At 66.3% G+C, this 23,359-nt stretch carries 26 protein-coding genes; 14 read left to right on the forward strand and 12 right to left on the reverse strand.

Features of this window, described 5'->3' with window-relative positions; genetic code table 11:
* Positions 1 to 171 precede the first annotated feature (171 nt).
* The 3 genes from zupT to GIW57_RS15240 all read right to left on the reverse strand — a co-directional run bounded on the left by zupT (position 172) and on the right by GIW57_RS15240 (position 1,842).
* Complete coding sequence (zupT, locus tag GIW57_RS15230; protein ID WP_025876721.1) at positions 172 to 981, reverse strand: zinc transporter ZupT; 810 nt, start codon at positions 979 to 981, stop codon at positions 172 to 174.
* A gap of 97 nt (positions 982 to 1,078) precedes the next feature.
* Positions 1,079 to 1,495, reverse strand: coding sequence for an energy transducer TonB (locus GIW57_RS15235; RefSeq protein ID WP_100460537.1), 417 nt, complete (start codon positions 1,493 to 1,495; stop codon positions 1,079 to 1,081).
* Positions 1,492 to 1,842, reverse strand: a complete 351-nt coding sequence (locus GIW57_RS15240; RefSeq protein WP_089236179.1) for a 4a-hydroxytetrahydrobiopterin dehydratase — start codon at positions 1,840 to 1,842, stop codon at positions 1,492 to 1,494. Before GIW57_RS15240 ends, GIW57_RS15235 begins: the two co-directional genes overlap by 4 nt.
* Before the next feature lie 90 nt (positions 1,843 to 1,932).
* Here GIW57_RS15240 and GIW57_RS15245 point away from each other — a divergent pair, with 90 nt between their 5' ends.
* Positions 1,933 to 2,532: an NfuA family Fe-S biogenesis protein gene (locus GIW57_RS15245; protein WP_165377620.1), complete on the forward strand. Its 600-nt coding sequence runs from the start codon at positions 1,933 to 1,935 to the stop codon at positions 2,530 to 2,532.
* 10 nt (positions 2,533 to 2,542) lie between these two features.
* On the forward strand, positions 2,543 to 4,303 hold the full coding sequence (locus GIW57_RS15250) for a hypothetical protein (RefSeq protein WP_236511842.1): 1,761 nt from the start codon (positions 2,543 to 2,545) through the stop codon (positions 4,301 to 4,303).
* 123 nt (positions 4,304 to 4,426) lie between these two features.
* On the opposite strand, the gene GIW57_RS15255 is transcribed toward GIW57_RS15250, so the two are convergent.
* Together GIW57_RS15255 and GIW57_RS15260 are read right to left on the reverse strand one after the other, a co-directional pair.
* Positions 4,427 to 4,840 carry a barstar family protein gene (locus GIW57_RS15255; RefSeq protein WP_099821159.1) on the reverse strand — a complete coding sequence of 138 codons (414 nt, stop codon included), beginning with the start codon at positions 4,838 to 4,840 and terminating at the stop codon, positions 4,427 to 4,429.
* Complete coding sequence (locus GIW57_RS15260) at positions 4,837 to 5,292, reverse strand: ribonuclease domain-containing protein (protein WP_236511844.1); 456 nt, start codon at positions 5,290 to 5,292, stop codon at positions 4,837 to 4,839. The genes GIW57_RS15255 and GIW57_RS15260 overlap by 4 nt, the downstream gene beginning before the upstream one ends.
* A 223-nt stretch (positions 5,293 to 5,515) precedes the next feature.
* On the opposite strand from GIW57_RS15260, the gene GIW57_RS15265 reads away from it, so the two are divergent.
* A complete protein-coding gene (locus tag GIW57_RS15265) occupies positions 5,516 to 6,127 on the forward strand; it encodes a superoxide dismutase (RefSeq protein ID WP_089236174.1) in 612 nt (203 codons plus the stop codon).
* A gap of 171 nt (positions 6,128 to 6,298) precedes the next feature.
* Here GIW57_RS15265 and GIW57_RS15270 read toward each other — a convergent pair whose 3' ends face one another.
* Positions 6,299 to 7,135 carry an endonuclease/exonuclease/phosphatase family protein gene (locus tag GIW57_RS15270; protein WP_100460526.1) on the reverse strand — a complete coding sequence of 279 codons (837 nt, stop codon included), beginning with the start codon at positions 7,133 to 7,135 and terminating at the stop codon, positions 6,299 to 6,301.
* Positions 7,136 to 7,297: 162 nt separating this feature from the next.
* On the opposite strand from GIW57_RS15270, the gene GIW57_RS15275 reads away from it, so the two are divergent.
* Together GIW57_RS15275 and GIW57_RS15280 are read left to right on the forward strand one after the other, a co-directional pair.
* Complete coding sequence (locus GIW57_RS15275) at positions 7,298 to 8,863, forward strand: oligopeptide:H+ symporter (RefSeq protein ID WP_236511846.1); 1,566 nt, start codon at positions 7,298 to 7,300, stop codon at positions 8,861 to 8,863.
* A gap of 7 nt (positions 8,864 to 8,870) precedes the next feature.
* Positions 8,871 to 9,497 (forward strand): rhomboid family intramembrane serine protease, encoded by a 627-nt coding sequence (locus GIW57_RS15280; protein ID WP_093819014.1) that lies wholly within the window; start codon positions 8,871 to 8,873, stop codon positions 9,495 to 9,497.
* A 58-nt stretch (positions 9,498 to 9,555) separates the two neighbouring features.
* On the opposite strand, the gene GIW57_RS15285 is transcribed toward GIW57_RS15280, so the two are convergent.
* Positions 9,556 to 9,717, reverse strand: coding sequence for a hypothetical protein (locus tag GIW57_RS15285; protein WP_165780990.1), 162 nt, complete (start codon positions 9,715 to 9,717; stop codon positions 9,556 to 9,558).
* Between the two features lie 208 nt (positions 9,718 to 9,925).
* Here GIW57_RS15285 and GIW57_RS15290 point away from each other — a divergent pair, with 208 nt between their 5' ends.
* Genes GIW57_RS15290 through GIW57_RS15305 form a run of 4 tightly spaced genes read left to right on the forward strand, consistent with a single transcriptional unit; the run spans position 9,926 to position 12,708 of the window.
* A complete protein-coding gene (locus GIW57_RS15290; RefSeq protein ID WP_089236171.1) occupies positions 9,926 to 10,228 on the forward strand; it encodes a GNAT family N-acetyltransferase in 303 nt (100 codons plus the stop codon).
* A gap of 36 nt (positions 10,229 to 10,264) precedes the next feature.
* Entirely contained in the window at positions 10,265 to 11,146 is an 882-nt protein-coding gene (locus GIW57_RS15295; RefSeq protein WP_236511848.1) for a DUF3298 and DUF4163 domain-containing protein, read from the forward strand.
* Between the two features lie 19 nt (positions 11,147 to 11,165).
* Positions 11,166 to 12,281 (forward strand): cyclopropane fatty acyl phospholipid synthase, encoded by a 1,116-nt coding sequence (gene cfa / locus GIW57_RS15300; protein ID WP_236511850.1) that lies wholly within the window; start codon positions 11,166 to 11,168, stop codon positions 12,279 to 12,281.
* Positions 12,282 to 12,336: 55 nt separating this feature from the next.
* Positions 12,337 to 12,708 carry a tetratricopeptide repeat protein gene (locus GIW57_RS15305; protein ID WP_236511852.1) on the forward strand — a complete coding sequence of 124 codons (372 nt, stop codon included), beginning with the start codon at positions 12,337 to 12,339 and terminating at the stop codon, positions 12,706 to 12,708.
* Positions 12,709 to 12,797: 89 nt separating this feature from the next.
* On the opposite strand, the gene GIW57_RS15310 is transcribed toward GIW57_RS15305, so the two are convergent.
* Positions 12,798 to 14,963 carry a M3 family metallopeptidase gene (locus GIW57_RS15310; protein ID WP_236511854.1) on the reverse strand — a complete coding sequence of 722 codons (2,166 nt, stop codon included), beginning with the start codon at positions 14,961 to 14,963 and terminating at the stop codon, positions 12,798 to 12,800.
* A 161-nt stretch (positions 14,964 to 15,124) separates the two neighbouring features.
* Here GIW57_RS15310 and GIW57_RS15315 point away from each other — a divergent pair, with 161 nt between their 5' ends.
* Positions 15,125 to 15,604 (forward strand): glutathione peroxidase, encoded by a 480-nt coding sequence (locus GIW57_RS15315; RefSeq protein WP_100460518.1) that lies wholly within the window; start codon positions 15,125 to 15,127, stop codon positions 15,602 to 15,604.
* A 111-nt stretch (positions 15,605 to 15,715) separates the two neighbouring features.
* Here the strand turns inward: GIW57_RS15315 and GIW57_RS15320 are convergent, their stop codons facing one another.
* The 4 genes from GIW57_RS15320 to GIW57_RS15335 all read right to left on the reverse strand — a co-directional run bounded on the left by GIW57_RS15320 (position 15,716) and on the right by GIW57_RS15335 (position 20,070).
* A complete protein-coding gene (locus tag GIW57_RS15320; protein WP_236511856.1) occupies positions 15,716 to 16,495 on the reverse strand; it encodes a ferredoxin--NADP reductase in 780 nt (259 codons plus the stop codon).
* A gap of 79 nt (positions 16,496 to 16,574) precedes the next feature.
* Positions 16,575 to 18,446, reverse strand: coding sequence for an ABC transporter ATP-binding protein (locus tag GIW57_RS15325; RefSeq protein WP_236511858.1), 1,872 nt, complete (start codon positions 18,444 to 18,446; stop codon positions 16,575 to 16,577).
* Positions 18,447 to 18,687: 241 nt separating this feature from the next.
* Positions 18,688 to 19,137: a carboxymuconolactone decarboxylase family protein gene (locus GIW57_RS15330; protein ID WP_230110898.1), complete on the reverse strand. Its 450-nt coding sequence runs from the start codon at positions 19,135 to 19,137 to the stop codon at positions 18,688 to 18,690.
* Between the two features lie 36 nt (positions 19,138 to 19,173).
* Positions 19,174 to 20,070: an RNA polymerase sigma-70 factor gene (locus GIW57_RS15335; protein WP_236511859.1), complete on the reverse strand. Its 897-nt coding sequence runs from the start codon at positions 20,068 to 20,070 to the stop codon at positions 19,174 to 19,176.
* A gap of 148 nt (positions 20,071 to 20,218) precedes the next feature.
* Between GIW57_RS15335 and GIW57_RS15340 the strand changes: the two genes are divergently transcribed.
* From GIW57_RS15340 to GIW57_RS15355, 4 genes are all read left to right on the forward strand, one after another.
* Positions 20,219 to 21,736 (forward strand): fumarate hydratase, encoded by a 1,518-nt coding sequence (locus GIW57_RS15340; protein WP_100460510.1) that lies wholly within the window; start codon positions 20,219 to 20,221, stop codon positions 21,734 to 21,736.
* Positions 21,737 to 21,863: 127 nt separating this feature from the next.
* Positions 21,864 to 22,262 carry a hypothetical protein gene (locus GIW57_RS15345; RefSeq protein ID WP_236511860.1) on the forward strand — a complete coding sequence of 133 codons (399 nt, stop codon included), beginning with the start codon at positions 21,864 to 21,866 and terminating at the stop codon, positions 22,260 to 22,262.
* Positions 22,263 to 22,276: 14 nt separating this feature from the next.
* The gene (locus GIW57_RS15350) at positions 22,277 to 22,621 is read left to right on the forward strand and encodes a hypothetical protein (protein ID WP_108265952.1); all 345 of its coding nucleotides are present in this window, start codon (positions 22,277 to 22,279) and stop codon (positions 22,619 to 22,621) included.
* A gap of 53 nt (positions 22,622 to 22,674) precedes the next feature.
* On the forward strand, positions 22,675 to 23,310 hold the full coding sequence (locus tag GIW57_RS15355) for a glutathione S-transferase family protein (protein ID WP_236511862.1): 636 nt from the start codon (positions 22,675 to 22,677) through the stop codon (positions 23,308 to 23,310).
* Positions 23,311 to 23,359 lie beyond the last annotated feature (49 nt).

Consider the following 23,359-nt stretch of genomic DNA (forward strand, 5'->3'; position numbering starts at 1 on the left):
GACGGGGCGCGGGCGGGGTCGGTTCGCGGGGGTGTCCGCGGCATGGATGCCGCGGCCAAGCCTCCAGGGATGGATTAACGGCGTCCCCCGCGAATCGACCCCGCCCGTGACCTCTCGATACTGTGGAATGCGCCAGCCGCGAGGGGGCTCAGCCCGTTGGCCGGACACCCTTCACCACTTGAACAGCACCAGGCTGATCGCCAGCGTACCCATGCCCGCCACCAGCCCGTAGACGGTCTCGTGCCCCTTGGCGTAGCGCTTCGCCGCCGGCAGCAGCTCGTCCAGCGCCAGGAACACCATCACACCGGCAATCAGGCCGAACACCCAGCCGAACGTGGCGTGGGACAGCGAGCCGGACAGCAGCACATAGCCGATCGCCGCGCCGACCGGTTCGGCCAGGCCTGACAGCAGGCTGGCGGCGAACGCGTAGAACTTGTTCTGCGTGGCGAAGTACACCGGCACCGCAATGGCGATGCCCTCGGGAATGTTGTGGATGGCAATGGCGAAGGCCAGCGGCATGCCTACCGACGGGCTCTCCAGCGTCGCGAAGAACGTCGCCAGCCCCTCCGGGAAGTTGTGCGCGGTGATCGCCACCGAAGTCAGCAGGGCGACCCGCTTCAGGTATTCGCGGCTGTTCTCGCGGAACGCCGGGTCCTGCTTGTCCAGGCTGTCATGCGGGTTGGGTATGAAGTGGTCGATCAACACGATCACCACTACGCCCAGCAGGAAGGCGAGGGTGCCGTAGGTGAAGCCGGTGCGCTCACCATAGGCGAGTGCGAACGAGGCGATGGATTTGTTGAGGATCTCCGACAGCGAGACATACACCATCGCGCCGCCGGCAAAGGCCAGGCCGAAGGCCAGCAGGCGCGGGTTCGGGCGGCGCGAGAACAGCACCAGCAGGCTGCCGATGGCGGTGGCAAGGCCCGCAGCGAGGGTGACCGCCAGGGCGATCCAGATGTTTTCGGGGGGGATCTGCAGCATGTTCCGACGCGTTCCTTGTCATCAAGCAATCGCCCCGGCACGGGCCGGGGCGGCAAAGGCGAGGCGGGCGTCGGCTGGCCTCGTCAGCGGCAGGCGATCAGCCGCCGCGGCGCAGGCTTTCTTCGATGGCGAAGCACTGGTCCGGCTTCGGCTGCGGCGGGTTGAAGCTGACCGGCACCTGGATCGTGGCCGGCACGGCCTCGCCATTGCGGGTGGCGGCCTTGAACTGCCAGCCCTGCACGGCGGTCTTGGCCAGATCGTCCAGCTGCGGGTTGCCCGCGCCGGTCAGCAGGGTGACCTCGCTGGGCTTGCCGTCGGTGCCGATCACCACCTTGAAGGTGCTGGTGCCGCCCACGCCGGTGCAGGCCAGTTCAAGCGGGTATTGCGGCGGCGGGGTCTTCACCGCCGCCACTTCGGTGGGGGCCGCAGCCGGCGCTGCCGGCGGCTCGGAGGTGCCGCAGCCGGCCAGGCTGGTCGCGGCAAGCAGGGACAGGCTCAGCAGTCGCACGTTCATTTCAGTTGCTCCGTCAGGGCTGAAGTCTTCGCTGCGCAGATGAAGTCGTTCTCGCTCAGGCCGCCCACGTCGTGGGTGGAGTAGCGGACGACGGCACGGTCGTAATGGACGCCGAGGTCCGGGTGATGGTCCTCGCCGTGGGCGATCCAGGCCAGCGCGTTCACGAAGGCCATGGTGGCGTAGTAATCCTTGAAGCGGAACGTCCGCACCAGCGCCTGGCCGGCCTCGGCCAGCTCCCAGCCGGGAACCTGCGGCAACAGTTCGGCCAGGCGGGCCTCGCCCAGCTTGTGGTCGCTGCCTTTGCGCGGCACGCAATGGGCCTGCGCCAGCGGAATCAGGTCGGCCATGGGTTCCTCCACCTCGTGTTGACTGAACAATGCGCCGGCCGGTGTATAAAACGAATGAGCGGCTGACGCTTACTTGGCTAGAATAGCCTGATGATCCAGATCTCCGACACTGCCCAGACCCATTTCCGCAAGTTGATCGAACGCGAGGGCGTGCCCGGCATGGGCGTGCGCTTGAGTGCGGTCGAACCCGGAACCCCGCGTGCCGACGCCCGGCTGGAGTTCGCCGAGCCGACCGACCTGCTTGGTGACGAGTGGGCGGTGGACTGCGATGGCTTCACGCTCTATGTCGACGCCACCAGCGTCGGCTGGCTCGACGGCGCGGAGATCGACATCGTGCCCGGTACGGCCGGCACCCAGCAGCTGACGATCAAAGCGCCGCGGATCAAGGGCGAAGCGCCCGGCGATGCGGCCTCGCTGGTGGAGCGCGTGCATTGGGTGGTGGAAAACGAAGTCAATCCACAACTTGCCTCGCATGGCGGCAAGGTGGCCGTGCAGGAAGTCTCGGCCGACGGCGTGGTGCTGCTGCGCTTCGGTGGTGGCTGCCAGGGCTGCGGCATGGCCGACGTCACCCTCAAGCAGGGCATCGAGAAGACCTTGATGGGCCGTGTGCCCGGTGTGACCGCCGTGCGTGACGCCACCGATCACGACAGCGGCCACGCTCCGTATATTCCGCGCGGCAACGCCGCCTGATCGCCAACGCGTGCCTCTGCCCAGAGCCGAGCAACTCATCGACCTGCTGCTGGCGCGCCAGCAGCGACCGCCCATCCTCGAGAAGAACACCGGCCTGCCGTACGGCTGGGCGATCTGGCTGCGGACGCTGACGCCGCTGCCACGTCCGTTGCACGCGCGTGAAGTGATCGCGGTGCTGCTGCCGCGACCGCTGCCGGGACCTCCGGGGCAATTGCCGGCGCTGGGACCATGGGCGTCCCTGCGCCGCCTGTTCTGGCAGGACTGGGATCCGGCGCCGCGCGACCAGCGTTGGATGCGCTGGACCTCGGCGCTGCTCAGCGCGCTGCTGCATCTGTTGTTCTTCCTGTTGCTGCTGTGGGTAGCGGTGATCCGCACGTCTTCGCCGGACGAGCAGGGCAGCGAGGGTGAGCGCGTGCAGATTGAATTCGTCGGCCGTGCAGCGCAGGAAGGCGGCGGCGACCAGGCCGGAGCCGAGGCGGCTGCTGCAGCAGCCGGTGCCGTAGCCGCAGGCCAGGACGCGGGGGGGGCAACTGCACCGCGCCCGCAACCGGCGTCGCCTGCGCCGTCTGCCGCCACCGCTGCCGCCGCTGCCACGTCTCCGACCGCCAGCGTGCCGCCGCCGGCCGAGGTCGAGCCGGCGCCGGTGGCCGCACCACCGCCCTCACCGGTGCAGGCCACCGAAGTGGCGCAGGCCACCAGCGATTTCGTGGTGCCGCCGATGGTGCCGCCGCGAACCGAAGTCAGCATCGTTCCGCGCGATACCGTCCCGACCGTGCGCGAGCGCAGCGTGCAGCCGGTGCAGGCTGCGCCGGCACCAACGCCAGTGCGCACGCCCGAGGTGGCAGTGCAGGCGCCGCGCGTGCGCGATGTGCAGGTGCAGGAGCGCGAGATCAGCACGGTTGAAGCGCCAGTGGCGCCGCAGCCGATGCGCACCACCGACATCCAGGTGCGCGTGCCGCAGCGTGAGGTGCAGGTGCGCGAACGCGAAGTGCAGGCCATGACCGATCCGCAGGTGCGCATGGCCACCGTCGCAGGGCGCGAACCCACCGTGCGTGCGCCTGCCGGGCGCGAGGTGCAGGTGCGCGAACGGGAGGTTGCAGCCGCTCCGCTACCGGCAGCGTCGACCTCGGCCGGCAGTGCGACCACGCCTACGCCGGCACCCGCAGGCAGCGCAGCCCAGAACAGCGCCAGCGCGGCGCGTCCTGCGGCGACCAGTACTGCCCCCGCGCAGGCGGGCGCGCGCCCGGCGCCGACCCCGGGCAACTGGGCGACACCTGCGCGGGGTGACGACTGGGGTGCCTCCAGCCGCAATCGCGACGGCGCCAATCAGGGCGCCGCGCAGGCCAGCGCCGGCAAGGGCGATGGTCTGTTCAATGCTGACGGCAGCGTGCGCGTGACCGGCCAGGACGGGGCCGGCAAGGCCGAGCGTGGCGCACCTGGTGGGGCCAACGACGGCTGGAGCAAGGAACGCATCGCCGAGTCCGGCAAATGGCTGAAGCGACCGCCGTACGACTACACGCCCACCTCGTTCGATAAGTACTGGGTGCCGCAGGAATCGCTGCTTGCCGAATGGGTGCGCAAGGGCGTCAAGGCGATGGAGATTCCGTTGCCGGGCACCAGCACGAAGATTTCCTGCGTGATCTCGATCCTGCAGGCCGGTGGCGGCTGTGGCCTCACCGATCCGAACATGCAGGACCAGCCCGCCGTGGCGCGTCCGCCGCCGGATATCCCGTTCAAGAAAGAGCTGCAGGAAGATAACGGCAGCCGGTAGGGTGCCGCATCCACGCATGGCGTGGATCTACTGAGCATCCAGCTGCACCGGGTAGATCCACGCCATGCGTGGATGATCCATGCGCTTGCGCGTGCATGCCGACCAAGGTCGGCCTCTACCAGGTCACGCGCTCTGCGACAGGAATACCCAGAACGGGACGTCGCGGCCCACCCAGTCACGGCTGGCTTCATCAAGGATGTCCAGCAGTGTGTCGAACTCCTTGCCTGCACCGGCGCGCAGGGCATCGACATCGGCCAGGAACAGCGCATACCCGTTGGCCGGTAGCCATTGCAGGTCGCGCAGGTTGTCAGCCAGTGCATCCCAGTTGCCGCCGAAGCCGGCAGGGAAATCAAGCTGGGCGGCCAGCCGTGCCAGCAGGGTGCGCTTGTCGCTCACGCCATCCAGGTCGATCCGGATCACCTTCAGGTCGGCATCGCGCATCGCTGCCGACAGCGCGCTGATATCCGAGGTGTCGATCGCGTAGACGCCGGCATTGTTGATGTCATGCAGGCCGAGGCCGAAATCATCGTGGCTCATGGACGTTCTCCTGAGGCCGGTACGGTGAAGCTGCGGAACGATTCGTAGTGGTCATCGGTGTAGTACCAGGCATCGGGCGGGTTGCCACCGGTGACGATGCGCCGCGCACCGCGGTTGCCCGCGCCAGGCGTGTCGACGGTGTACTCGCGGTAGTAACCGCGCGGACGCTGTGGCAGTTGTTGTTCGCGGTTGCCGAAGGTGCTGCCGTCCTGGCGATGCGGGAACGGGCCGCCGCGCTGGATCAGCGCGATGGTCTGGCGGGCTTCGGCCGGCAGGAAGGCGGGCAGGCCGCTGTCAGTGCCGTTGCTGCGCACCGCGGGTGCACTGGCGGCCGGCGTGATCTGCAGGTCAGGCGCGAACTGCGGCGGCGGCGGCCGCTGCAGGAAATGATTGACGACCAGGCCGAGCAGCAGCAGGGCGATGGCGGTGATCAACAGCCGGGGGTTGCGCATGGGCAGGAGCGGGCGAGGGTGGTACGCCCACTGTAGCGCCTGCGCGCTGCACCCTGCATGAGGGCACGCGCTGCGTCACTGCTGCGTAACAATTGCCGGCATGCTCACCTGCAGGACGCAATTTCCTTTACATCCCCCTTGGTAATCTTGCGGTCTGTCCCCATCATTCACCGCGCACCGCCCGACGATGCCGTCGGGTGCCCTCGCTATCAGGAGATGCATCATGGCCTACACCCTGCCCAAGCTGCCCTACGCCTACGACGCGCTGGAACCGCATATCGATGCGGCGACGATGGAAATCCATCACACCAAGCATCACCAGACCTACATCAACAACGTCAACGCTGCACTGGAAGGCACCGAGTACGCCGACCTGCCGGTCGAAGAACTGGTGAAGAAGCTGAAGTCGCTGCCGGAGAACCTGCAGGGTCCGGTGCGCAACAACGGTGGCGGCCACGCCAACCACTCGCTGTTCTGGACCGTGATGGCCCCGAACGCTGGCGGTAATCCGGTCGGTGATGTGGCCAAGGCGATCGACAAGGACCTGGGCGGTTTCGACAAGTTCAAGGATGCCTTCACCAAGGCCGCGCTGACCCGTTTCGGCAGTGGCTGGGCCTGGCTGAGCGTGACCCCGGACAAGAAGGTCGTGGTCGAAAGCAGCGGCAACCAGGATAGCCCGTTGATGGAAGGCAACACTCCGATCCTCGGTCTGGACGTGTGGGAACACGCGTACTACCTGAAGTACCAGAACCGTCGTCCGGAATACATCGGCGCGTTCTTCAACGTCATCGACTGGAACGAGGTCGAGCGTCGTTACCAGGAAGCGATCGCCTGATCGCAGTGCCTGCGTGAACGCAGAAAGGCCGGGGGAGACCCCGGCCTTTTTGTTTGCCCGGCCTTGGGGTGGGGGTCGGCTTTTCGGTAGGTGCCGACCTTGGTCGGCACGGGAGTATGTGCGCGCGCGGCGGGAGTGAGCCGACCAAGGTCGGCACCTACCAGGAGCGGGCTATTCGGTGGTGGCGGGCACGTCCTGCAGTCGCAGCGTCGCCATCACGCCCAGGCGCAGGCCGGGCAGGTCGCCATCGGCGGGCAGCAGGATCGCCTGTTGGCGGATGCCACCGAAGTGCTTGACCTGGAACAGGACATCCAACCCATGGCCACTGGCCCCCCCGCCGCTGGCCGCCGGTGCGCCGGGGTTGCGCCGGGCCGGCTGGAAGCCGGGCGTGCTGCGCACCAGCTCGACGGTGCTGGCGGAGAAATCCCCGGCGATCAGGCTCGGCATGCCCTCGGCCGTGGCGCCGATCCAGGTCATCAGGTCGCTGGTCTGATGTTGCCGGGCATTGGCCTCGTCGGGATCCGGGCGCAGGCGCGCGATGTAGACGTTGACGTCGTTGTCGCCCAGGCGCAGGCGCATCATGCCGGCGGCGCTGAAGGTGCCCGGCGGGTGCAGCAGGGTGACCCCGTCCTCGCTGACCGGCAGCCGGCTGAGCATCGCGTTGCCGTGCCGGACCGGCTGGCTCGGCGGGTCGGCCGTGACGAAATCGCAGCTGTAGCGCAGCCGGCTGGCCAACCAGCAGGCCGGGTTGCGCCCTTGCTGCTGCAATACCTGCTGCACCGAAATCACATCCGGCTGCAGATCGGTCAGCAGCTGCAGCACCTGTTCGCGGCGCTGTTTCCACTGGCCTTCGTCACGGCTGGGCAGTTCCAGCGCGGCGACGGTCAATTGCCGCACCTCTGTGGCAAGGCCTGTGGCCGGCGGCGCCTGTGGCCGGGCCAGCGCAGGCACGGCCAGCATGAGGGCAAGGCAGCTGGGCAGGATGCGGGCAAAGGGCAGGGGGCGCATAACGATAAGTTTACGCTTTTACCGTGCAGGTTCCGTGACTTCCGGCAGGGCTGCATGCGCCTGCCATGCTTTGGCACGGCTGTCATGCAGCCCTGCAGCGTGCTTCGCACGCACAGGTTCCGGTACTCTTGCGCCTTTCGTTTTGCAGGAATGCCTTACAGGATGAGCCACGACGCAGTCGCCCCCATCGCCGGCCAGGGAAAGATGCCGCGCCAGATCCCGTACATCATCGGCAATGAGGCCTGCGAGCGGTTCAGTTTCTACGGGATGCGCAACATCCTGGTGCAGTTCCTGATCACCTCGCTGCTGCTGCAGGAAATCACTGCGGAAGGCCGAGCCGGTGAAGCCAAGGACATCATGCACAGCTTCATGATCGGCGTGTATTTCTTCCCGCTGCTCGGGGGCTGGCTGGCCGACAAGTTCTTCGGCAAGTACCACACCATCCTGTGGTTCAGCCTGGTCTACTGCATGGGCCATCTGTGCCTTGCGTTGTTCGAGGGCAGCCGTGAGGGCTTCTTCCTCGGCCTGGGCCTGATCGCGCTGGGTGCCGGTGGCATCAAGCCGCTGGTGGCCTCGTTCATGGGCGACCAGTTCGACCAGAGCAACAAGCACCTGGCCAAGATCGTCTTCGACGCCTTCTACTGGATCATCAACTTCGGCTCGTTGTTCGCCTCGCTGCTGATCCCGCTGGTGCTGAAGAACTGGGGCCCGCAGTGGGCCTTCGGCATTCCGGGCATTCTGATGTTCATCGCCACCTTCGTGTTCTGGCTTGGCCGCAAGCGCTATGTGCTGGTGCCGCTGCCGCCGAAGGACCCGCATTCGTTCGCCAACGTGGTGCGCACCGCGCTGACCGCGCGCGTCGCCGGCCAGGGCCGTCCGGGCCTGGTCATGGCCGTGGTCGGGCTGGTGCTGGCCGTGGCCTCGTTCGGCCTGGTCGGCTCGCTCGGCATCGTGATCTGCCTGTGCCTGGCGCTGGTGTCGATCCTGGCGGGCATCGGTGGTGGTACCTGGCTGCAGCTGGACCGCGCCCGTGGCCAGCACCCGGCCGAAGCCGTGGAGGGCGTGCGCTCGGTGCTGCGCGTGCTGGTCATCTTCGCGCTGACCACCCCGTTCTTCTCGCTGTTCGACCAGAAGGCCTCGACCTGGGTGCTGCAGGGCCAGCAGATGCAGATGCCGAGCTGGTTCACCGCCTCGCAGATGCAGGCGCTGAATCCGCTGCTGGTGATGATCCTGATTCCGTTCAACAACCTGGTGCTGTACCCGGCCTTGCGCCGTTTCGGCTTCGAGCCGACCGCGCTGCGCCGGATGACCGCCGGCATCGCCTTCAGCGGCCTGGCCTGGATCGTGGTCGGTGGCATCCAGGTGGTGATGGACGGTGGCAACGCGATGTCGATTTTCTGGCAGATACTGCCGTACGCGCTGCTGACGTTCGGTGAGGTGCTGGTCTCGGCCACCGGCCTGGAGTTCGCCTACAGCCAGGCACCGCAGGCCATGAAGGGCGTGGTGATGAGCTTCTGGAACCTGACCACCACCATCGGCAACCTGTGGGTGCTGCTGTCCAATGCGGCCGTGCGCAATGACACGGTCACCCACAGGATCGCCAGTACGGGCCTGAGTGAGGCGGCATTCCTGATGTTCTTCTTCGCCGGTTTTGCTTTCGTCGCGGCGTTGGCCTTCGGTTGGTATGCGAAACGCTATCGTATGGTCGACAACTACCGCACCGCCTGAGCCTGACATGACCCCCGTCAATCTGCTGTTGATCGCCATCACCGCCATCCTGTCGTGGATGGCGTTCAACAACCGCAAACTGGCCGACCGCCTGATCCTGTGGCCGCCGGCGGTGGATCGCCACCGCCAGTACGACCGCCTGATCACCTACGGTTTCATCCACGCCGACTGGTCGCACCTGATCTTCAACATGATCACCCTGTTCTTCTTCGGGGGATTCATCGAGAGCGTGATGGTGCAGCTGACCGGCAGCTACCTGGTCTATCCGGCGTTCTACATCGGCGCGCTGCTGGTCTCGATCCTGCCCAGCTACCTGAAGAACCAGAAGAACCCGAACTACCTCAGCCTCGGTGCGTCCGGGGCAGTGTCGGCGGTGCTGTTCGCCTTCATCCTGATCAAGCCGTGGTCGATCATCCTGGTGTTCTTCATCCCGGCGCCGGCAATCGTCTATGCCGCGTTCTACGTCGGCTACAGCATCTGGATGGACAAGCGCGGTGGCGATCGCATCAACCACAGCGCGCATCTGGCCGGTGCGGCGTTCGGCGTGATCTTCATGCTGGCCATGCAGCCGAGCATCTTCAGTCACTTCCTGCGTGAGCTGTCCAACCCGACCTTCCGCCTCGGCGGCGGCTGAGGGTGGCTGGGGTCGGATCCACTGGATCCGACCCCCGGGGCTGCGGCCCCGTCCGGGGTCAGGCCCGGGTTTCCTGACCGTAGGTATCGAGCAGGCGGGAGAACACTTCCTCGCCGATGCTCTGGAACGCCTGGTCTTCGGTCTGTCCCTCCACGGCCAGTTGCAGCAGGCCCTCCAGCAGGGCGTGATCGGTATCGGAATGGGAATCGCTGGGGTGCATCGCGGGCCTCCACGGCAGATCGCTTGGTCGACTATCGCAAGGGGCATGCCAGCCTGGCGCACCCCTGCAGAGGGGTTAGCGGCCGGCCGGGCTGCAGCTTGAGGGCAATAACTGACGCAGCTGGCACAGACTTGTCCCTGTTCAGGCTTCACGCGATCATGGCGCCCGTCTGCGCACCATCCACGCAGTCGCCGCAGGAGACAGTCCCATGGCTTCGGTCACACCCCCCGGTCTGGCTTACGAGGTCGAACACGATCAGGTCAACCACCGGTTCACCGCCCGCGTGCGCGGGCAGGTGGCACTGCTGGACTACCAGATCAAACGCAGGCGGATGGTCATCACCCATACCGAAGTGCCCGAGCCGATCGCCGGCCGTGGCATTGCCGGTGAGCTGACCCGGGTCGCACTGCGTTTCGCCCGGGAGCAGAAGTACAAGGTGGTGCCGGCATGTGCCTATGCCGAGGCCTTCCTGCAGCGGCACGAGGAGTATCACGATCTGCTTGTGGGCTGAATCCAGCGGGCCACGCTTCAGCCAGGGCAGGCGATGATGTATGAACATGAACAGGGGATCCCGATGAAGATTGGAAACAACCGGCCACTGCACGCCAGCGTGCTGGCCGGCGCTATGGGCGTGCTGTTGCTGGCCGGTTGCCAGCGCGAGAACGAGGCGGCACCGGCCACCGACGCCGCACCTGCGGCCGAAGCCACTGGCACCGCCGAGACACCCGCAGCGGAAGCGCCGTTGGATCTGCGCGATGTGATCGAGAACACCGAACGTGAAGTGGTCGGCATCAGCTACCCGGCGGGCATCGATCGCTATCCGGGCCTGGCGCGCGCGCTGCAGGCCTATGCCACCTCCGCCCGCAGCGATCTGCAGCAGGCGCTGGACGGGCTGGGCAACGACAAGCCGACCATGCCCTATGAGCTGTCGCTGAGCTTCGAGAAGCTGCTGGAGACGCCGCAGCTGGTGGTGGTCAGCGCCGACGGCAGCCGCTACACCGGTGGCGCCCACGGCGAACCGCTGGTTGCACGTTTCGTGTGGTTGCCGGCGCAGCAGCAGATGTTGAGCGCCGACAAGCTGGTGACCGATGCCAAGGGCTGGAAGGCGATCAGCGATTTCGTCGCCGACCAGCTGCGTGAGCGCGTGGCCACCCGCCTCAGCGGCGAGGACATGGATCCGTCGCAGCTGCAGGAGTCGCTGCGCAATGCCTCGCGGATGATCGCCGATGGCACCGGTCCGCAGGCCGACAATTTCAGCCAGTTCCAGCCGCTGACCGACGACAAGGGTCAGATCACCGCGCTGCGCTTCGTGTTCCCGCCCTACCAGGTGGGTCCATACTCGGATGGCACCCAGACCGCCGATGTACCGGCCTCGGTGTTGTTGCCGCACGTGGCCAAGGACTACGTGGAGCTGTTCGCGCGCGGGTAACCGCAGACGAGGAGGTGACGTGGATACAGGGTTGCAGGAGCGGGTCACCGGCCTGCTCCACGAGGCCGGGGTCCAGATCGATGGAGCCCGGCCGCAGGACATCCAGGTGCATGACCCGCGCTTTTTCGCGCGGGTCATGGCGCACGGCTCACTCGGCCTGGGCGAGAGCTACATGGACGGCTGGTGGGATGCCAACGTCCTCGACGAATTCCTGTTCCAGCTGATGCAGGCACACCTGGACGAGCGGGTGCACGGCTGGCGCGAGGTGGCCGACGCCCTGAAGGCGCGCCTGTTCAACCTGCAGACCGGGCAACGCAGCTATGAAGTCGGCCGCCGCCACTACGACCTCGGCAATGACCTGTACCAGGCCATGCTCGGCCAGCGCCTGGTCTACAGCTGCGGCTACTGGCGAAACGCCAACGATCTGGATGCGGCGCAGGACGCCAAGCTCGATCTGGTGTGCCGCAAGCTCGGGCTGCGCCCCGGGCAACGCGTACTGGATATCGGCTGCGGTTGGGGCGAAGCGCTGAAGTTCGCTGCCGAGCGCTACGGTGTCAGTGGTATCGGCGTCACCATTTCGCAGGAGCAGGCCGACTACGCGCGTGAGCTGTGCGCTGGCCTGCCGATCGAGATCCGGCTGCAGGACTATCGCGAACTGGACGAGCCGTTCGATGCGATCTTTTCCATCGGCATGTTCGAGCACGTCGGCGACAAGAACTACCGCAGTTTCTTCGACGTGGCGCGGCGTTGCCTGTCGCCGCGTGGTCTGCTGCTGTTGCACACCATTGGCAGCAACGTCTCGCGCCATCGTACCGATCCGTGGATCGCGCGCTACATCTTCCCCAATTCGATGCTGCCGTCGGCGGCGCAGATCAGTTGCGCGTTTGAAGGGCGCTTCGTGCTGGAGGACTGGCACAACTTCGGTACCGACTACGACCTGACGCTGCAGGCGTGGCGTCGCAACGTGGAAGCGGCATGGCCGCGGCTGGACGCACGTTATGACGAGCATTTCCGGCGCATGTGGCGCTTCTATCTGGCCGGATCGATGGCCAGCTTCCGCTGCCGGCATGCGCAGCTGTGGCAGCTGGTGTTGTCGCCGGAGGGGGTTCCCGGCGGCTACGTGGCCCCCCGCTGACGCCTCCATGGTTTCCCGATCTCAACCACCCGTGCATGACTTGGACCCCTGTGCAGTGGTGCGTGCCCTTCGCAGTGCGCGCGCCGGGGTTGATGCCGCGTTTGCCGGAACGCGTGACGCGGCCGCTGCGCTGGCTGCAGCGGCAGCTACCCTGGAGACGGCGATAGCCGCTCACGGGGAGCATCCACAGCTGTTGACGGGACTGGGCACGGTCGCCTGTGACAGTGGCGAACATGAACGGGCAAGGGCGCTGCTGGAGCAGGCGCTGGCACTGGGCAGCCAGGACCGGCATACCGTCTTCAACCTGGGCGTGGCGCTGTTCAACACCGGGTGCAGCGCGCAGGCGAAAGCGGCGTTCACCAGAGCAGGCAGGATGACCGCGTCGCCGGAAACGTGGGAAGCGTGGTTCGACCCACTGGCGCATTGAGCGGCGGGAGCGGACAGGGGAGGAACCTGGCCCAGAAAAAACCGCCCGGTCTCCCGGGCGGTTCTCATTTCACGCTGTGGTGCCGGCGATCAGTTGCCGGTGCCGGTCAGGCCACGCTTTTCCAGCAGCGGTTCGATCTGCGGCTCGTGGCCGGCGAAATCGCGGAACAGCTGCATCGCATCCACGCTGCCGCCCTTGGACAGCAGGGTCGCGCGGAAATGGTCGCCGTTCTTGCGGCTCAGGCCGCCGTTGTCGCGGAACCACTTCTGGGTGTTGGCGTCCAGCACTTCCGACCAGATGTAGGCGTAGTAGCCGGCCGAGTAGCCGCCCATGATGTGGCTGAAGTACGGGGTCTTGTAGCGCGGCGGAACCGGCACATAGTAGATGCCGTCCTTCTCCAGCGCGGCGCGCTCGAAGGCCATTACGTCCTTGGCGGCCGGCACCTGGTCCGGGCCGATCTGGTGCCAGCGCTGGTCGAGCATGGCGGCGCCCAGGTATTCGGTGGTGGCAAAGCCCTGGTTGAACTTGGCCGCGGCCAGCACCTTGTCCAGCAGCGCCTGCGGCATCGCCGAACCGTTCTGGTAGTGCTTGGCGTAGTTCTTCAGGATGGCCGGGTTGTCGGCCCACATCTCGTTGACCTGCGAGGGGAACTCGACGAAGTCGCGCGGCACCGCGGTGCCCGAGAAGTACGGGTACTTCACGTTCGAGAACATGCCGTGCAGGGCGTGGCCGAACTCGTGGAAGGTGGTGCTCACTTCATCCCAGGTCAGCAGGGTCGGCTGGCCGGCCGGCGGCTTGGGAATGTTCAGGTGGTTGGCCACCACCGGCTTGAAACCGGTCAGCTTGGACTGCGAGACGTACGAGTTCATCCACGCACCACCGCGCTTGGAGGCACGTGCGTACGGGTCGAAGATGAAGATCGCCAGCTGGCTGCCGTCGGCATCGAACACGTCATAGACGGTGACGTCATCGTGGTACACCGGCAGGTCGGTGCGCTGCTTGAAGGTCAGGCCGAATTCCTGGTTGGCGGCGTAGAACACGCCGTTTTCCAGCACGTTCTTCATCTCGAAGTACGGCTTCAGCTGCGACTCGTCGAAGTTGTACTTGGCCTGGCGCACCTTCTCGCTGTAGAAGGCCCAGTCCCACGGCTCCAGCTTGAAGGTCGGCTTGCCGGCGGCCTTCTGTTCCTGGTCGATCATCGCCTGCAGGTCGGCGGCTTCGCGCTTGGCATTGGCCACCGCGGCCGGGGCCAGCTTGCCCAGCATCGCATTGACCGCTTCGGGGGTCTTGGCGGTCTGGTTGGTCAGGTTGTAGGCGGCGAAGTTGGCAAAGCCCATCAGCTTGGCCTTGTCGGCGCGCAGCTGCATGATGCGCGCGACCAGCGCGGTGTTGTCGAACTCACCGCCGCGGCTGCCGCGGGTGGTCGAGGCCTCGTAGATCTTCTGGCGCAGGGCGCGGTTGGCCAGGTTGGTCAGCGGCGGCTGGCCGGTGGTGTTGAGCAGGGTGATCACGTACTTGCCGTCCAGGCCACGGGCCTTGGCGGCTTCGGCGGCGGCGGCGATCTGTTCCTTGGACAGGCCGTCCAGTTCCTTGACGTCGTTGACGGTGATCGCCGAAGCGTTCACTTCCGACTGCACGTTCTGGCTGAACTTGGTGCCCAGGTTGGCCAGCTCGGCGTTCATTTCCTTCAGCTTGGTCTTGTCGGCCTCGGACAGCTTGGCGCCGGCGCGCACGTAGTTGTCGTAGTACTTCTCGACCAGGCGCACGCCTTCAGCGTCCAGGCCCAGGGTGGTGCGGCTGTCATACAGCGCCTGGATGCGTGCGAACAGCTTGCCGTTCAGCGCGATCGCATCGCTGTGCGCGGCGAACTTGGCCGAATAGTCGGCCTGCAGCTTCTTGCGGGTGTCGTTGGTATCGGCGCCGACCAGGCTGAAGAACACGGTGGTCGCGCGATCCAGGGTGTCACCGCTCTTTTCCAGAGCGATGATGGTGTTGTCGAAGGTCGGCTTGGCCTTGGTGTTGGCGATCGCTTCCACTTCCTTCAGCTGCTGCGCCATGCCGGCGTCGAAGGCCGGGGCGAAGTCGCTGTCCTTGATCTTGTCGAACTGCGGGAAATGCAGCGGCAGCGGGCTGTCGGCGAAGAACGGATTGGCCTGCTGGGCGTTGGCAGCGGCCGGGGTGACGGCGCTGGCCGAATAGGCGGGCAGGGCAAGGCCGAGGGTCATGGCCACGGCAAGGGCAAGGCGGGTGGTCAAGGTCGATACTCCGGTAAGGCAAACAAGGGCCCGAGCGTAACCCGGCCCGGCGCGCCCGCACTTGTGTCAAAAGGCATGTTGGCAACGCAGCCCTGCTGCAGAGCCACCCCATGGCTGGCTGCCCGGGTACCATGGAGAACACTGCCCCCAGGCCCGTTGCCATGACCACCGCCTACGATTTCAGCTTCCGCGACCTCGACGGCCAGCCGCAGGCGCTGGCGCAGTACCAGGGCCGTCCGCTGCTGCTGGTCAACGTCGCCAGCCGCTGTGGTTTCACCCCGCAGTACACCGGGCTGGAACAGCTGTGGCAGGACTATCGTGATCGCGGCCTGGTGGTGATCGGCTTTCCCTGCAACCAGTTCGGCGCGCAGGAGCCGGGCGATGCCGCGCAGATCCGCCAGTTCTGTTCGATCGATTACCCGGTCAGCTTCCCGCTGTCGCAGAAGATCGAGGTCAACGGCGAGGGGGCAGACCCGCTGTGGGCGTGGCTGTCGCACGAGAAGCGCGGGCTGCTGGGCATCGCCCGCATCAAGTGGAACTTCAGCAAGTTCCTGGTCGATCGCAAAGGGCAGGTGGTGGATCGCTATGCGCCGACCACCACGCCGGAGCAGCTGCGCGGCGGCATCGAGGCGCTGCTGTAGCCGCTCTCTGTAGAGCCGAGCCCACGCTCGGCTTGCGCGCGCAGCGTGCGTGCCTGCCATGGTCGGCCGGCAGAGCAGCCGAGCGTGGGCTCGGCTCTACGACAGCCCGGCTTATTTCTCGACGAACGCGCGCTCGAACACGTAGTGGCCGGGCGTACCGATGCGCGGCGAGGTCTGGAAGCCGCGGCTGTCCAGCACGGTGCGCAGGTCGGCCAGCATCTGCGGGCTGCCGCAGATCATCGCGCGGTCGTTTTCCGGGCTCAGCTCCGGCAGGCCCAGGGTGCGCTGCATTTCGCCGCTTTCCATCAGCTGGGTCAGGCGGCCCTGGTTGGCGAACGGCTCGCGGGTGACGGCTGGGTAGTACAGCAGCTTGTCGCCGATCATCTCGCCCAGGAACTCATGCTCGCGCAGTTCCCTCTCGAAATAATCGCGATAGGCCAGGTCCTTTTCGTAGCGCACACCGTGGCACAGGATCACCTTGTCGAAGCGCTCGTAGGTCTCCGGGTCCTTGATCACCGACAGCCACGGCGCCAGGCCGGTGCCGGTGCCCAGCAGATACAGGTGCTTGCCGGGGTGCAGGTCGCTGATCAGCAGTGTGCCGGTGGGCTTCTTGCCGACCAGGACCTTGTCGCCCGGCTTGATGTGCTGCAGGCGCGAGGTCAGCGGGCCGTCCTGCACCTTGATGCTGAAGAACTCCAGCTGTTCTTCCCAGTTCGCGCTGGCGATGGAGTACGCGCGCAGCAGCGGCCGCGCGTCGGTCTCCAGGCCGATCATCACGAACTGGCCGTTCTCGAAGCGGAAACCGCTGTCACGGGTGAGGGTGAAGCTGAAGTAGGCATCGGTCCAGTGGCGGACCTCAAGCACCGTTTCGGCGCCGAAAGCGGAGGACATGGGCGTATCTATCGGAAGTCGTCGGGACAATTCTATCTCAAATGAGACAGGTTCTCATTAGGCGGAACGAGAGGCGTTCTCAGCGGTAACCTGCTGCCTGCAGTTCGAACAGTTCGGCATAGCGGCCGCCCTGTGCCATCAGCTCCTGGTGGGTGCCGCTGGCCTCGATCCGGCCATCGGCCAGTACCAGGATGCGGTCGGCCATGCGCACGGAGGAGAAACGGTGGGAGATCAGCACTGCGGTGCGATTATCCGCCAACTCCCTGAACCGCTGGAACACTTCGAACTCGGCGCGGGCGTCCAGCGCCGCGGTGGGCTCATCCAGGATCATCACCTGCGCATCGCGCATCCACGCGCGGGCGATGGCGATCTTCTGCCACTGGCCACCGGACAGGTCCACGCCCTGCTTGAAGCGGCGGCCGATCTGCTGGTCGTAGCCGCCGGGCAGGGCCGCGATCACTTCTTCGGCCATGCCTCGGCGGGCGGCGTCGGTGATCCGCGCGCGGTCGTCCATCGCCTCGACCTGGCCGACGCCGATGTTCTCGCCGGCACTGAGGTTGTAACGCACGAAGTCCTGGAAGATCACGCCGAGATTGGCGCGCAGGTCGTCCAGGTCGTAGTCGCGCAGGTCGCGGCCATCCAGCAGGATGCGGCCTTCGTCCGGTTCGTACAGGCGTGCCAGCAGCTTGACCAAGGTGGTCTTGCCCGCACCGTTCTCACCGACCAGCGCCAGTACTTCGCCCGCGTGCAGCTGGAAATCGAGGTGACGCACGGCCCACTGCTCGGCATCGGGGTAGCGGAAGCCCACGTCTTCGAACACGAAGCCTTCGCGGATCGGCTGCGGCACGCGCACTGCGTCCTTGCGCGAGTGGATTTCCGGTTCGATCTGGAAAAACGAATACAGGTCGTCCAGATACAACGCCTGGCTGGCCACCTGCGAGAAGCCGATCAGCAGGCCTTCCAGCAACTGGCGCAGGCGCAGGAAGCTGCCGGCGAGGAAGGTCAGGTCACCGATCGAAAAATCGCCGCGCACCGTGCGCCAGGCGATATAGGCATACGCGGTGTAGTAGCCCAGCGTGCCCAGCGCGGCCAGCAGCGTGCCCCAGAACGCACGCCGCCGGGCGAGCGCGCGGTTGGCCAGGAACAGTGCCGCCGACAAGCTGCGGTAGCGGTCGACCAGGAACCGGTGCAGGTTGAAGATCTTTACTTCCTTGGCCGTTTCCACACTGGCGCCGAGCTGGCGCAGGTAGTCCAGCTGGCGGCGTTCCGGCGTCCACAGGAAGTTGAGGCTGTAACCGGCCGCATTGAAGTGCGACTCGCCAATGAACGCCGGCACCAGCGCCAGTGCCAGCAGCAGGATCAGCCACGGCGCATAGACCAGCAGGCCGACGGCCAGGCTGGCGACGGTGATCGCATCCTGCACCTGGCCGAACAGCTGGCTCATCAGGTTCATCCGGCCCATGGTCTGGCGCCGCGCACGGTCCAGCTTGTCCTGCAGGTCCGGGTCCTCGAAGTCCTCCAGGTCCAGGGTGGCTGCGTGTTCCATCAGGCGCACGCTGGTGACGTTGGCGAACAGTTCCGACAGCAGGGCATCGGCGTAGCTGACCAGCCGACCGAGCAGGTCCGAGGCGATCGCCAGGCCGAATTCCAGTGCCAGCAGGCCGAGCAGTGGATTGAGCAGGCCGCTGGACAGCGCCTCGCCCATCGGCGGAAAACCGGCTCCGTGCTGGCTCAGGTGCAGGGCGGTATCGATGATCAGCTTGCCGACGTACAGCATCGCCACCGGCAGCAGCGCACGGATCAGGCGCAGGCCGAGGCTGGCGATGGTCAGGGCGCGGCTGGTCTGCCACACCTGGCGCAGGAACGGCGGCAGGTTGCGCATCGCCTTGAAGCGTTGACGCAGGCTGGGTTTCTTGGCGCCGGCAGCGCCGGCAATGGGGGAAGCAGGCATGCGGCTATTGTGCGCGCCTGATACGTGCAGGTGGGGTCAGCGCAGCCGTGTGGCTGACACCGGGGTCAGATCCCTTTGCGCGGCAAAGGGCTCTGACCCAGCGACCCAAACTGGATCAGAGCCCTTCGCAGTGCGAAGGGGTCCGACCCGTCCACATCCACGCATGGCGTGGATCTACCGTGTCGACCAAGGTCGACACCTACCGACAGCTGCAGGAACCTGACCCACCCGGCTGGCCCCCTTACGGCAGCGGCGGCAGCAGCCCAGCGCCCAGCCGGTTCCAGGCATTGATCACGGCAATACCCATGCTCAGGTCGCTGATGCCCTTCTCATCGAAGTGCGGCGCCAGCGCATCGAACGCCGCCTGCGACGGCGCACCGTCGGTCAACCGGGTCAGGGCCTCGGCCCAGCCCAACGCCGCGCGTTCGCGGTCGTCGAAGAAGCGGCTTTCGTGCCAGGCCGGCAACGTATCCAGTTTGCGTGGCTCGATGCCGCCCTTGCGCAGCGTGGTGGCATGCATGTCCATGCAGTAGCCGCAGCCGTTGAGCTGCGACACGCGCAGGAACACCAGTTCCATCAGGGTCGGATCGATCGAACTGTCATGTACCGCCTTGCTGGTGGCCAGCAGGCCCTTGAAGGCATCAGCGGCCAGGCGGGCGTAAGGAACGCGGGGAGAGGCGTGGTTGGACATCTTCAGCTCCACGGCGGCCACGATGGCCGCCTTTCGTTACAAGGACGCCGCAGTGTCGGCGCGCGTGACAACCGCAGGCAGTTTTTCTGGATTCAGCACGCTGTAGAGATTGGCGATGCGGCCATCGACCACCTCGATGGTGGTCACCGAATGCAGGCGGTCGCCATGGAAACGCAGGATCGCCGGTTCGCCGTTGACGTAGCCGAGCTGCGCCGGATGCGCTGCGCCGCGGCGGGCGATGGCCCAGAACAGACGGCCGATGCGCTCGGCGCCCAGCAGCGGACGCACCGCCGCAGTAACCACGCCACCGCCATCGGAGACCAGCAGCGCGTTGGCATGCAGCAGCGCCTGGATCGCCTCGCTGTCGCCGCGCTGGGAGGCGTCCATGAAACGCGCCAGCAGTTGCCGGTGCTGGCTGGCGTCGGCATTGAAGCGCGGGCGCCCGGCCTGCAGGCGCTGCCGGGCCCGGTGCACCAGCTGGCGGCAGTTGGCCTCGCTGTGGCCGATCAGATCGGCGATCTCGCGGTAGTTGTGGTCGAAGGCTTCCTTCAGCAGGAAGGCGGCGCGCTCCTCCGGGCCGAGCTGTTCGAGGAGGGTCAGGAAGGCCACCGAGACATCATCGGCCAGCGCGTGCAGCTGCGCCGGGCCGGGCGCCGGATCAGGTTCGAGGGTGATCGCCAGCGGTTCGGCCAGCCACGGACCCACGTAGTGCGCGCGCTCGCGCTTGGCCGCACGCAGCCGGTCCAGGCCCAGACGGGTGGTGGTGGTCACCAGCCACGCCTCCGGGTCGGCGATGGCCGCGGTATCGGCACCGGACCAGCGCAGCCAGGCGTCCTGCACCACGTCTTCGGCGTCGGTGCGGCTGCCCAGCAGGCGATAGGCCAGTGCCATCAGGCGCGGGCGGTGGGTATGGAAGGGGGTTTCGGCGTTCATGTTGGCAAGGACGCCGTAGCGGCGCGTGGCGTGACAGAGGGCAGGGCTCAGATCTTGCCGGCCTGCGGCCAGCACTGCCACCCCGCCGCCGAGGGAGGGGGTAAAATGGGCGGATTACCCCCGCCAGCCTTCAGCAAGCGAGCAATCCGTGACATCGATCAAGCAGGAAGACCTCATCCAGTCCGTCGCCGACGCGCTGCAGTACATCTCGTACTACCACCCGGTCGACTACATCAAGAACCTTGCCGCCGCCTACGAGCGCGAGGAGTCGCCGGCAGCGAAGGAGGCGATCGCGCAGATCCTGATCAACTCGCGGATGTGCGCCGAAGGCCACCGGCCGATCTGCCAGGACACCGGCATCGTCACCGTGTTCCTGGAAATCGGCATGGACGTGCGCTGGGATGACGCCACCATGGGCGTGGAAGACATGGCCAACGAGGGCATCCGTCGCGCCTACCTGTACCCGGACAACAAGCTGCGCGCCTCGGTGCTGGCCGATCCGGCCGGCAAGCGCATCAACACCAAGGACAACACCCCGGGCGTGGTCAACGTCAAGGTGGTGCCGGGCAACACCGTGGAAGTGATCGTCGCTGCCAAGGGCGGTGGTTCGGAAGCCAAGACCAAGTTCGCCATGCTCAATCCGTCCGACTCGATCGTCGACTGGGTGCTGAAGACCGTGCCGACCATGGGCGCAGGCTGGTGCCCGCCGGGCATGCTCGGCATCGGCATCGGTGGCACCGCCGAGAAGGCGATGCTGCTGGCCAAGGAGGCGCTGATGGAGCCGATCGACATCACCGAGCTGCAGGCCCGCGGTGCGTCCAACCGCATCGAAGAGCTGCGCCTGGAGCTGTACGAGAAGGTCAACGCGCTGGGCATCGGCGCACAGGGCCTCGGTGGCCTGACCACGGTGCTCGACATCAAGATCAACGACTACCCGACCCACGCGGCCAACCTGCCGGTGGCGATGATTCCGAACTGCGCGGCCACCCGCCACGCGCACTTCACCCTGGACGGCAGTGGCCCGGTGATGCTGGACCCCCCGTCGCTGGAGGACTGGCCGAAGCTGACCTACGACGCCTCCAAGGGCACCCGCGTGGACCTGGACTCGATCACGCCGGAAGACGTGGCCAGCTGGAAGCCGGGCCAGACCCTGCTGCTCAACGGCAAGCTGCTGACCGGCCGCGACGCCGCGCACAAGCGCATGGTCGACATGCTCAACAAGGGCGAGGAACTGCCGGTCGATCTCAAGGGTCGCTTCATCTACTACGTCGGTCCGGTCGATCCTGTGCGCGACGAAGTGGTGGGCCCGGCCGGTCCGACCACCGCCACCCGCATGGACAAGTTCACCGAACAGGTGCTGAGCGAAACCGGCCTGCTGGGCATGGTCGGCAAGGCCGAGCGCGGCCCGGCCGCGATCGAAGCGATCAAGAAGCACAAGTCGGCCTACCTGATGGCCGTCGGTGGTTCGGCCTACCTGGTGTCCAAGGCGATCAAGGCGGCCAAGGTCGTCGGCTTCGCCGACCTGGGCATGGAAGCGATCTACGAGTTCACCGTGGAAGACATGCCGGTGACCGTGGCCGTCGATTCCACCGGCGAGTCGGTGCACAAGACCGGCCCGCGCGAATGGCAGGCCCGCATCGGCAAGATTCCTGTCGTGGTGGAGTGATCGGCGCGGCCTCGTCCATGCCTGTCCGATTGCAGAACGGCGCCCTGGTGGCGCCGTTCTTCGTTTAACGTTTGCACTGGCGCTGCTTTGCTAGGGTGTGCGCGTTGCCACGGAAGGGAAGCTGCTTGTGCGTCAAGGAACAAGTGCAGTTCTTGTTGTAGTTGCCATCCTGTTGCTGGCGGGCTGCGCGCCGCAGTACTACGTGGAGCAACCCACCAGCGAGGCCGGCCGCGTGTGTGCGGCAGGGTGTGCACAGCGGCATCTGCAATGTGCGGGTCAGGCGCGCTCGATGGCCGAAACGGCGCAGCAGAGCTGTCAGGCGGGCAAAGCGCGCGTGATCGACAAGTGCAGCGATATTGCTGACGAGAAGATGCGGCATCGTTGCGAGGGCGCACGCGGCGCCGGCGCATACTGCGCCGTTGCAGCCGATACGCGCGCCTGTGATGCGACCCGGGCCCAGTGTGTGCTCGATTGCGGCGGATCAGTGAGCGAAACCCGTTCTTCCGGCAGTCTTCCGGTCTATTGAACAAGGAGTGTCCTGTGAACCTGTTGCGCAGCCTTTGCTTTGTCGGCCTGCTGGTGCTTGCTGGATGCAGTACTTCGTCTTCCTCGTATGGTGGTGGGGGCGGCTTCAGCGCCGGTGCCCAGTGCCAGATGCAGTGCCAGGCCAGCTACCGCAGCTGCATGGCCGAGGACCAGGGGATCGGCAGTCGCCAATCCAGCTGCGAGCAGCAGGTGGCACCGACGCCGGACAAGCGCTGCAAGGACATCGAGCATCCGGAACTGCGCCGTTCCTGCGAATTGAAGGCGCACGACTGCACGCTGCGGGCGCCGATGATGGGTTGTGGCGAGCGTCGTGATACCTGCATGGGCAGCTGCGGCTGACCGAGCCGGCAACAGCGCGCATAATCAGCCGTTCCCCGCACAGGACCGGTCATATGCGCACCACCTTGTATGGTTCCACCAGCACCGCATCGCTGGTGGTGCACTGGCTGCTGATCGAGCTGGGCATCGAGCACGAACTGGTGCTTCTCGATTTCGACACGGGCGAGCACAAGTCGGCCGACTACCTGGCCCTGAATCCGGCCGGCAAGGTGCCGACCCTGCTGATCGACGGCCAGGTGCTGACCGAGGCGGCCGCGATCGCGCTGTATCTGGCAGACCGTCATCCGCAGGCTGGGTTGTTGCCTGCCGTCGGCACGCCGGCACGCGGCGATGCCTATCGCTGGATGTTCTGGTGCGCCAACACCGTGCAGCCGGCGTACCGTGCCTGGTTCTACGCGCACGAAGCGGCGGGTGGCGAGTGCATGGAGGCCGTGCGTGCGATGGCGCGGCAGCAACTGGAAGCGGCGTGGCAGCACGTTGCCACGCACCTGCAGAGCGGCGGTCCCTACCTGCTCGGCGATGCGCCGAGCGTGGTCGATTTCATGCTGGTGATGCTGATGCGCTGGTCACGCAACATGCCCACGCCCAGCGACCACTGGCCGGTGTTGAAGGCGTATGCGGACCGCATGAAAGCGCGCCCGGCGTTCGCCGAGGTCTATCGCCGCGAAGGCATCACCGACTGGCGGTAACCTGTTCTGTAGAGCCGGGCATGGCTCGGCTCTACCAACGCGGGGCGTG

This window comes from Stenotrophomonas sp. PA-6-5C, assembly GCF_021605635.1.
Classification (GTDB): Bacteria; Pseudomonadota; Gammaproteobacteria; order Xanthomonadales; family Xanthomonadaceae; genus Stenotrophomonas; species Stenotrophomonas lactitubi.

Bases quoted from the DNA above. Each gene is read 5' to 3' on its own strand.
- GIW57_RS15260 (WP_236511844.1), bottom strand. From the start codon at position 5,292: ATGCGCAACCCCCGGCTGTTGATCACCGCCATCGCCCTGCTGCTGCTC.
- GIW57_RS15275 (WP_236511846.1), top strand. From the start codon at position 7,298: ATGAGCCACGACGCAGTCGCCCCCATCGCCGGCCAGGGAAAGATGCCG.
- GIW57_RS15265 (WP_089236174.1), top strand. From the start codon at position 5,516: ATGGCCTACACCCTGCCCAAGCTGCCCTACGCCTACGACGCGCTGGAA.
- GIW57_RS15335 (WP_236511859.1), bottom strand. From the start codon at position 20,070: ATGAACGCCGAAACCCCCTTCCATACCCACCGCCCGCGCCTGATGGCA.
- GIW57_RS15235 (WP_100460537.1), bottom strand. From the start codon at position 1,495: ATGAACGTGCGACTGCTGAGCCTGTCCCTGCTTGCCGCGACCAGCCTG.
- GIW57_RS15355 (WP_236511862.1), top strand. From the start codon at position 22,675: ATGCGCACCACCTTGTATGGTTCCACCAGCACCGCATCGCTGGTGGTG.
- zupT (WP_025876721.1), bottom strand. From the start codon at position 981: ATGCTGCAGATCCCCCCCGAAAACATCTGGATCGCCCTGGCGGTCACC.
- GIW57_RS15285 (WP_165780990.1), bottom strand. From the start codon at position 9,717: ATGCACCCCAGCGATTCCCATTCCGATACCGATCACGCCCTGCTGGAG.
- GIW57_RS15290 (WP_089236171.1), top strand. From the start codon at position 9,926: ATGGCTTCGGTCACACCCCCCGGTCTGGCTTACGAGGTCGAACACGAT.
- GIW57_RS15330 (WP_230110898.1), bottom strand. From the start codon at position 19,137: ATGTCCAACCACGCCTCTCCCCGCGTTCCTTACGCCCGCCTGGCCGCT.
- GIW57_RS15295 (WP_236511848.1), top strand. From the start codon at position 10,265: ATGTATGAACATGAACAGGGGATCCCGATGAAGATTGGAAACAACCGG.
- GIW57_RS15325 (WP_236511858.1), bottom strand. From the start codon at position 18,446: ATGCCTGCTTCCCCCATTGCCGGCGCTGCCGGCGCCAAGAAACCCAGC.
- GIW57_RS15270 (WP_100460526.1), bottom strand. From the start codon at position 7,135: ATGCGCCCCCTGCCCTTTGCCCGCATCCTGCCCAGCTGCCTTGCCCTC.
- GIW57_RS15320 (WP_236511856.1), bottom strand. From the start codon at position 16,495: ATGTCCTCCGCTTTCGGCGCCGAAACGGTGCTTGAGGTCCGCCACTGG.
- GIW57_RS15255 (WP_099821159.1), bottom strand. From the start codon at position 4,840: ATGAGCCACGATGATTTCGGCCTCGGCCTGCATGACATCAACAATGCC.
- GIW57_RS15280 (WP_093819014.1), top strand. From the start codon at position 8,871: ATGACCCCCGTCAATCTGCTGTTGATCGCCATCACCGCCATCCTGTCG.
- GIW57_RS15315 (WP_100460518.1), top strand. From the start codon at position 15,125: ATGACCACCGCCTACGATTTCAGCTTCCGCGACCTCGACGGCCAGCCG.
- GIW57_RS15245 (WP_165377620.1), top strand. From the start codon at position 1,933: ATGATCCAGATCTCCGACACTGCCCAGACCCATTTCCGCAAGTTGATC.
- GIW57_RS15240 (WP_089236179.1), bottom strand. From the start codon at position 1,842: ATGGCCGACCTGATTCCGCTGGCGCAGGCCCATTGCGTGCCGCGCAAA.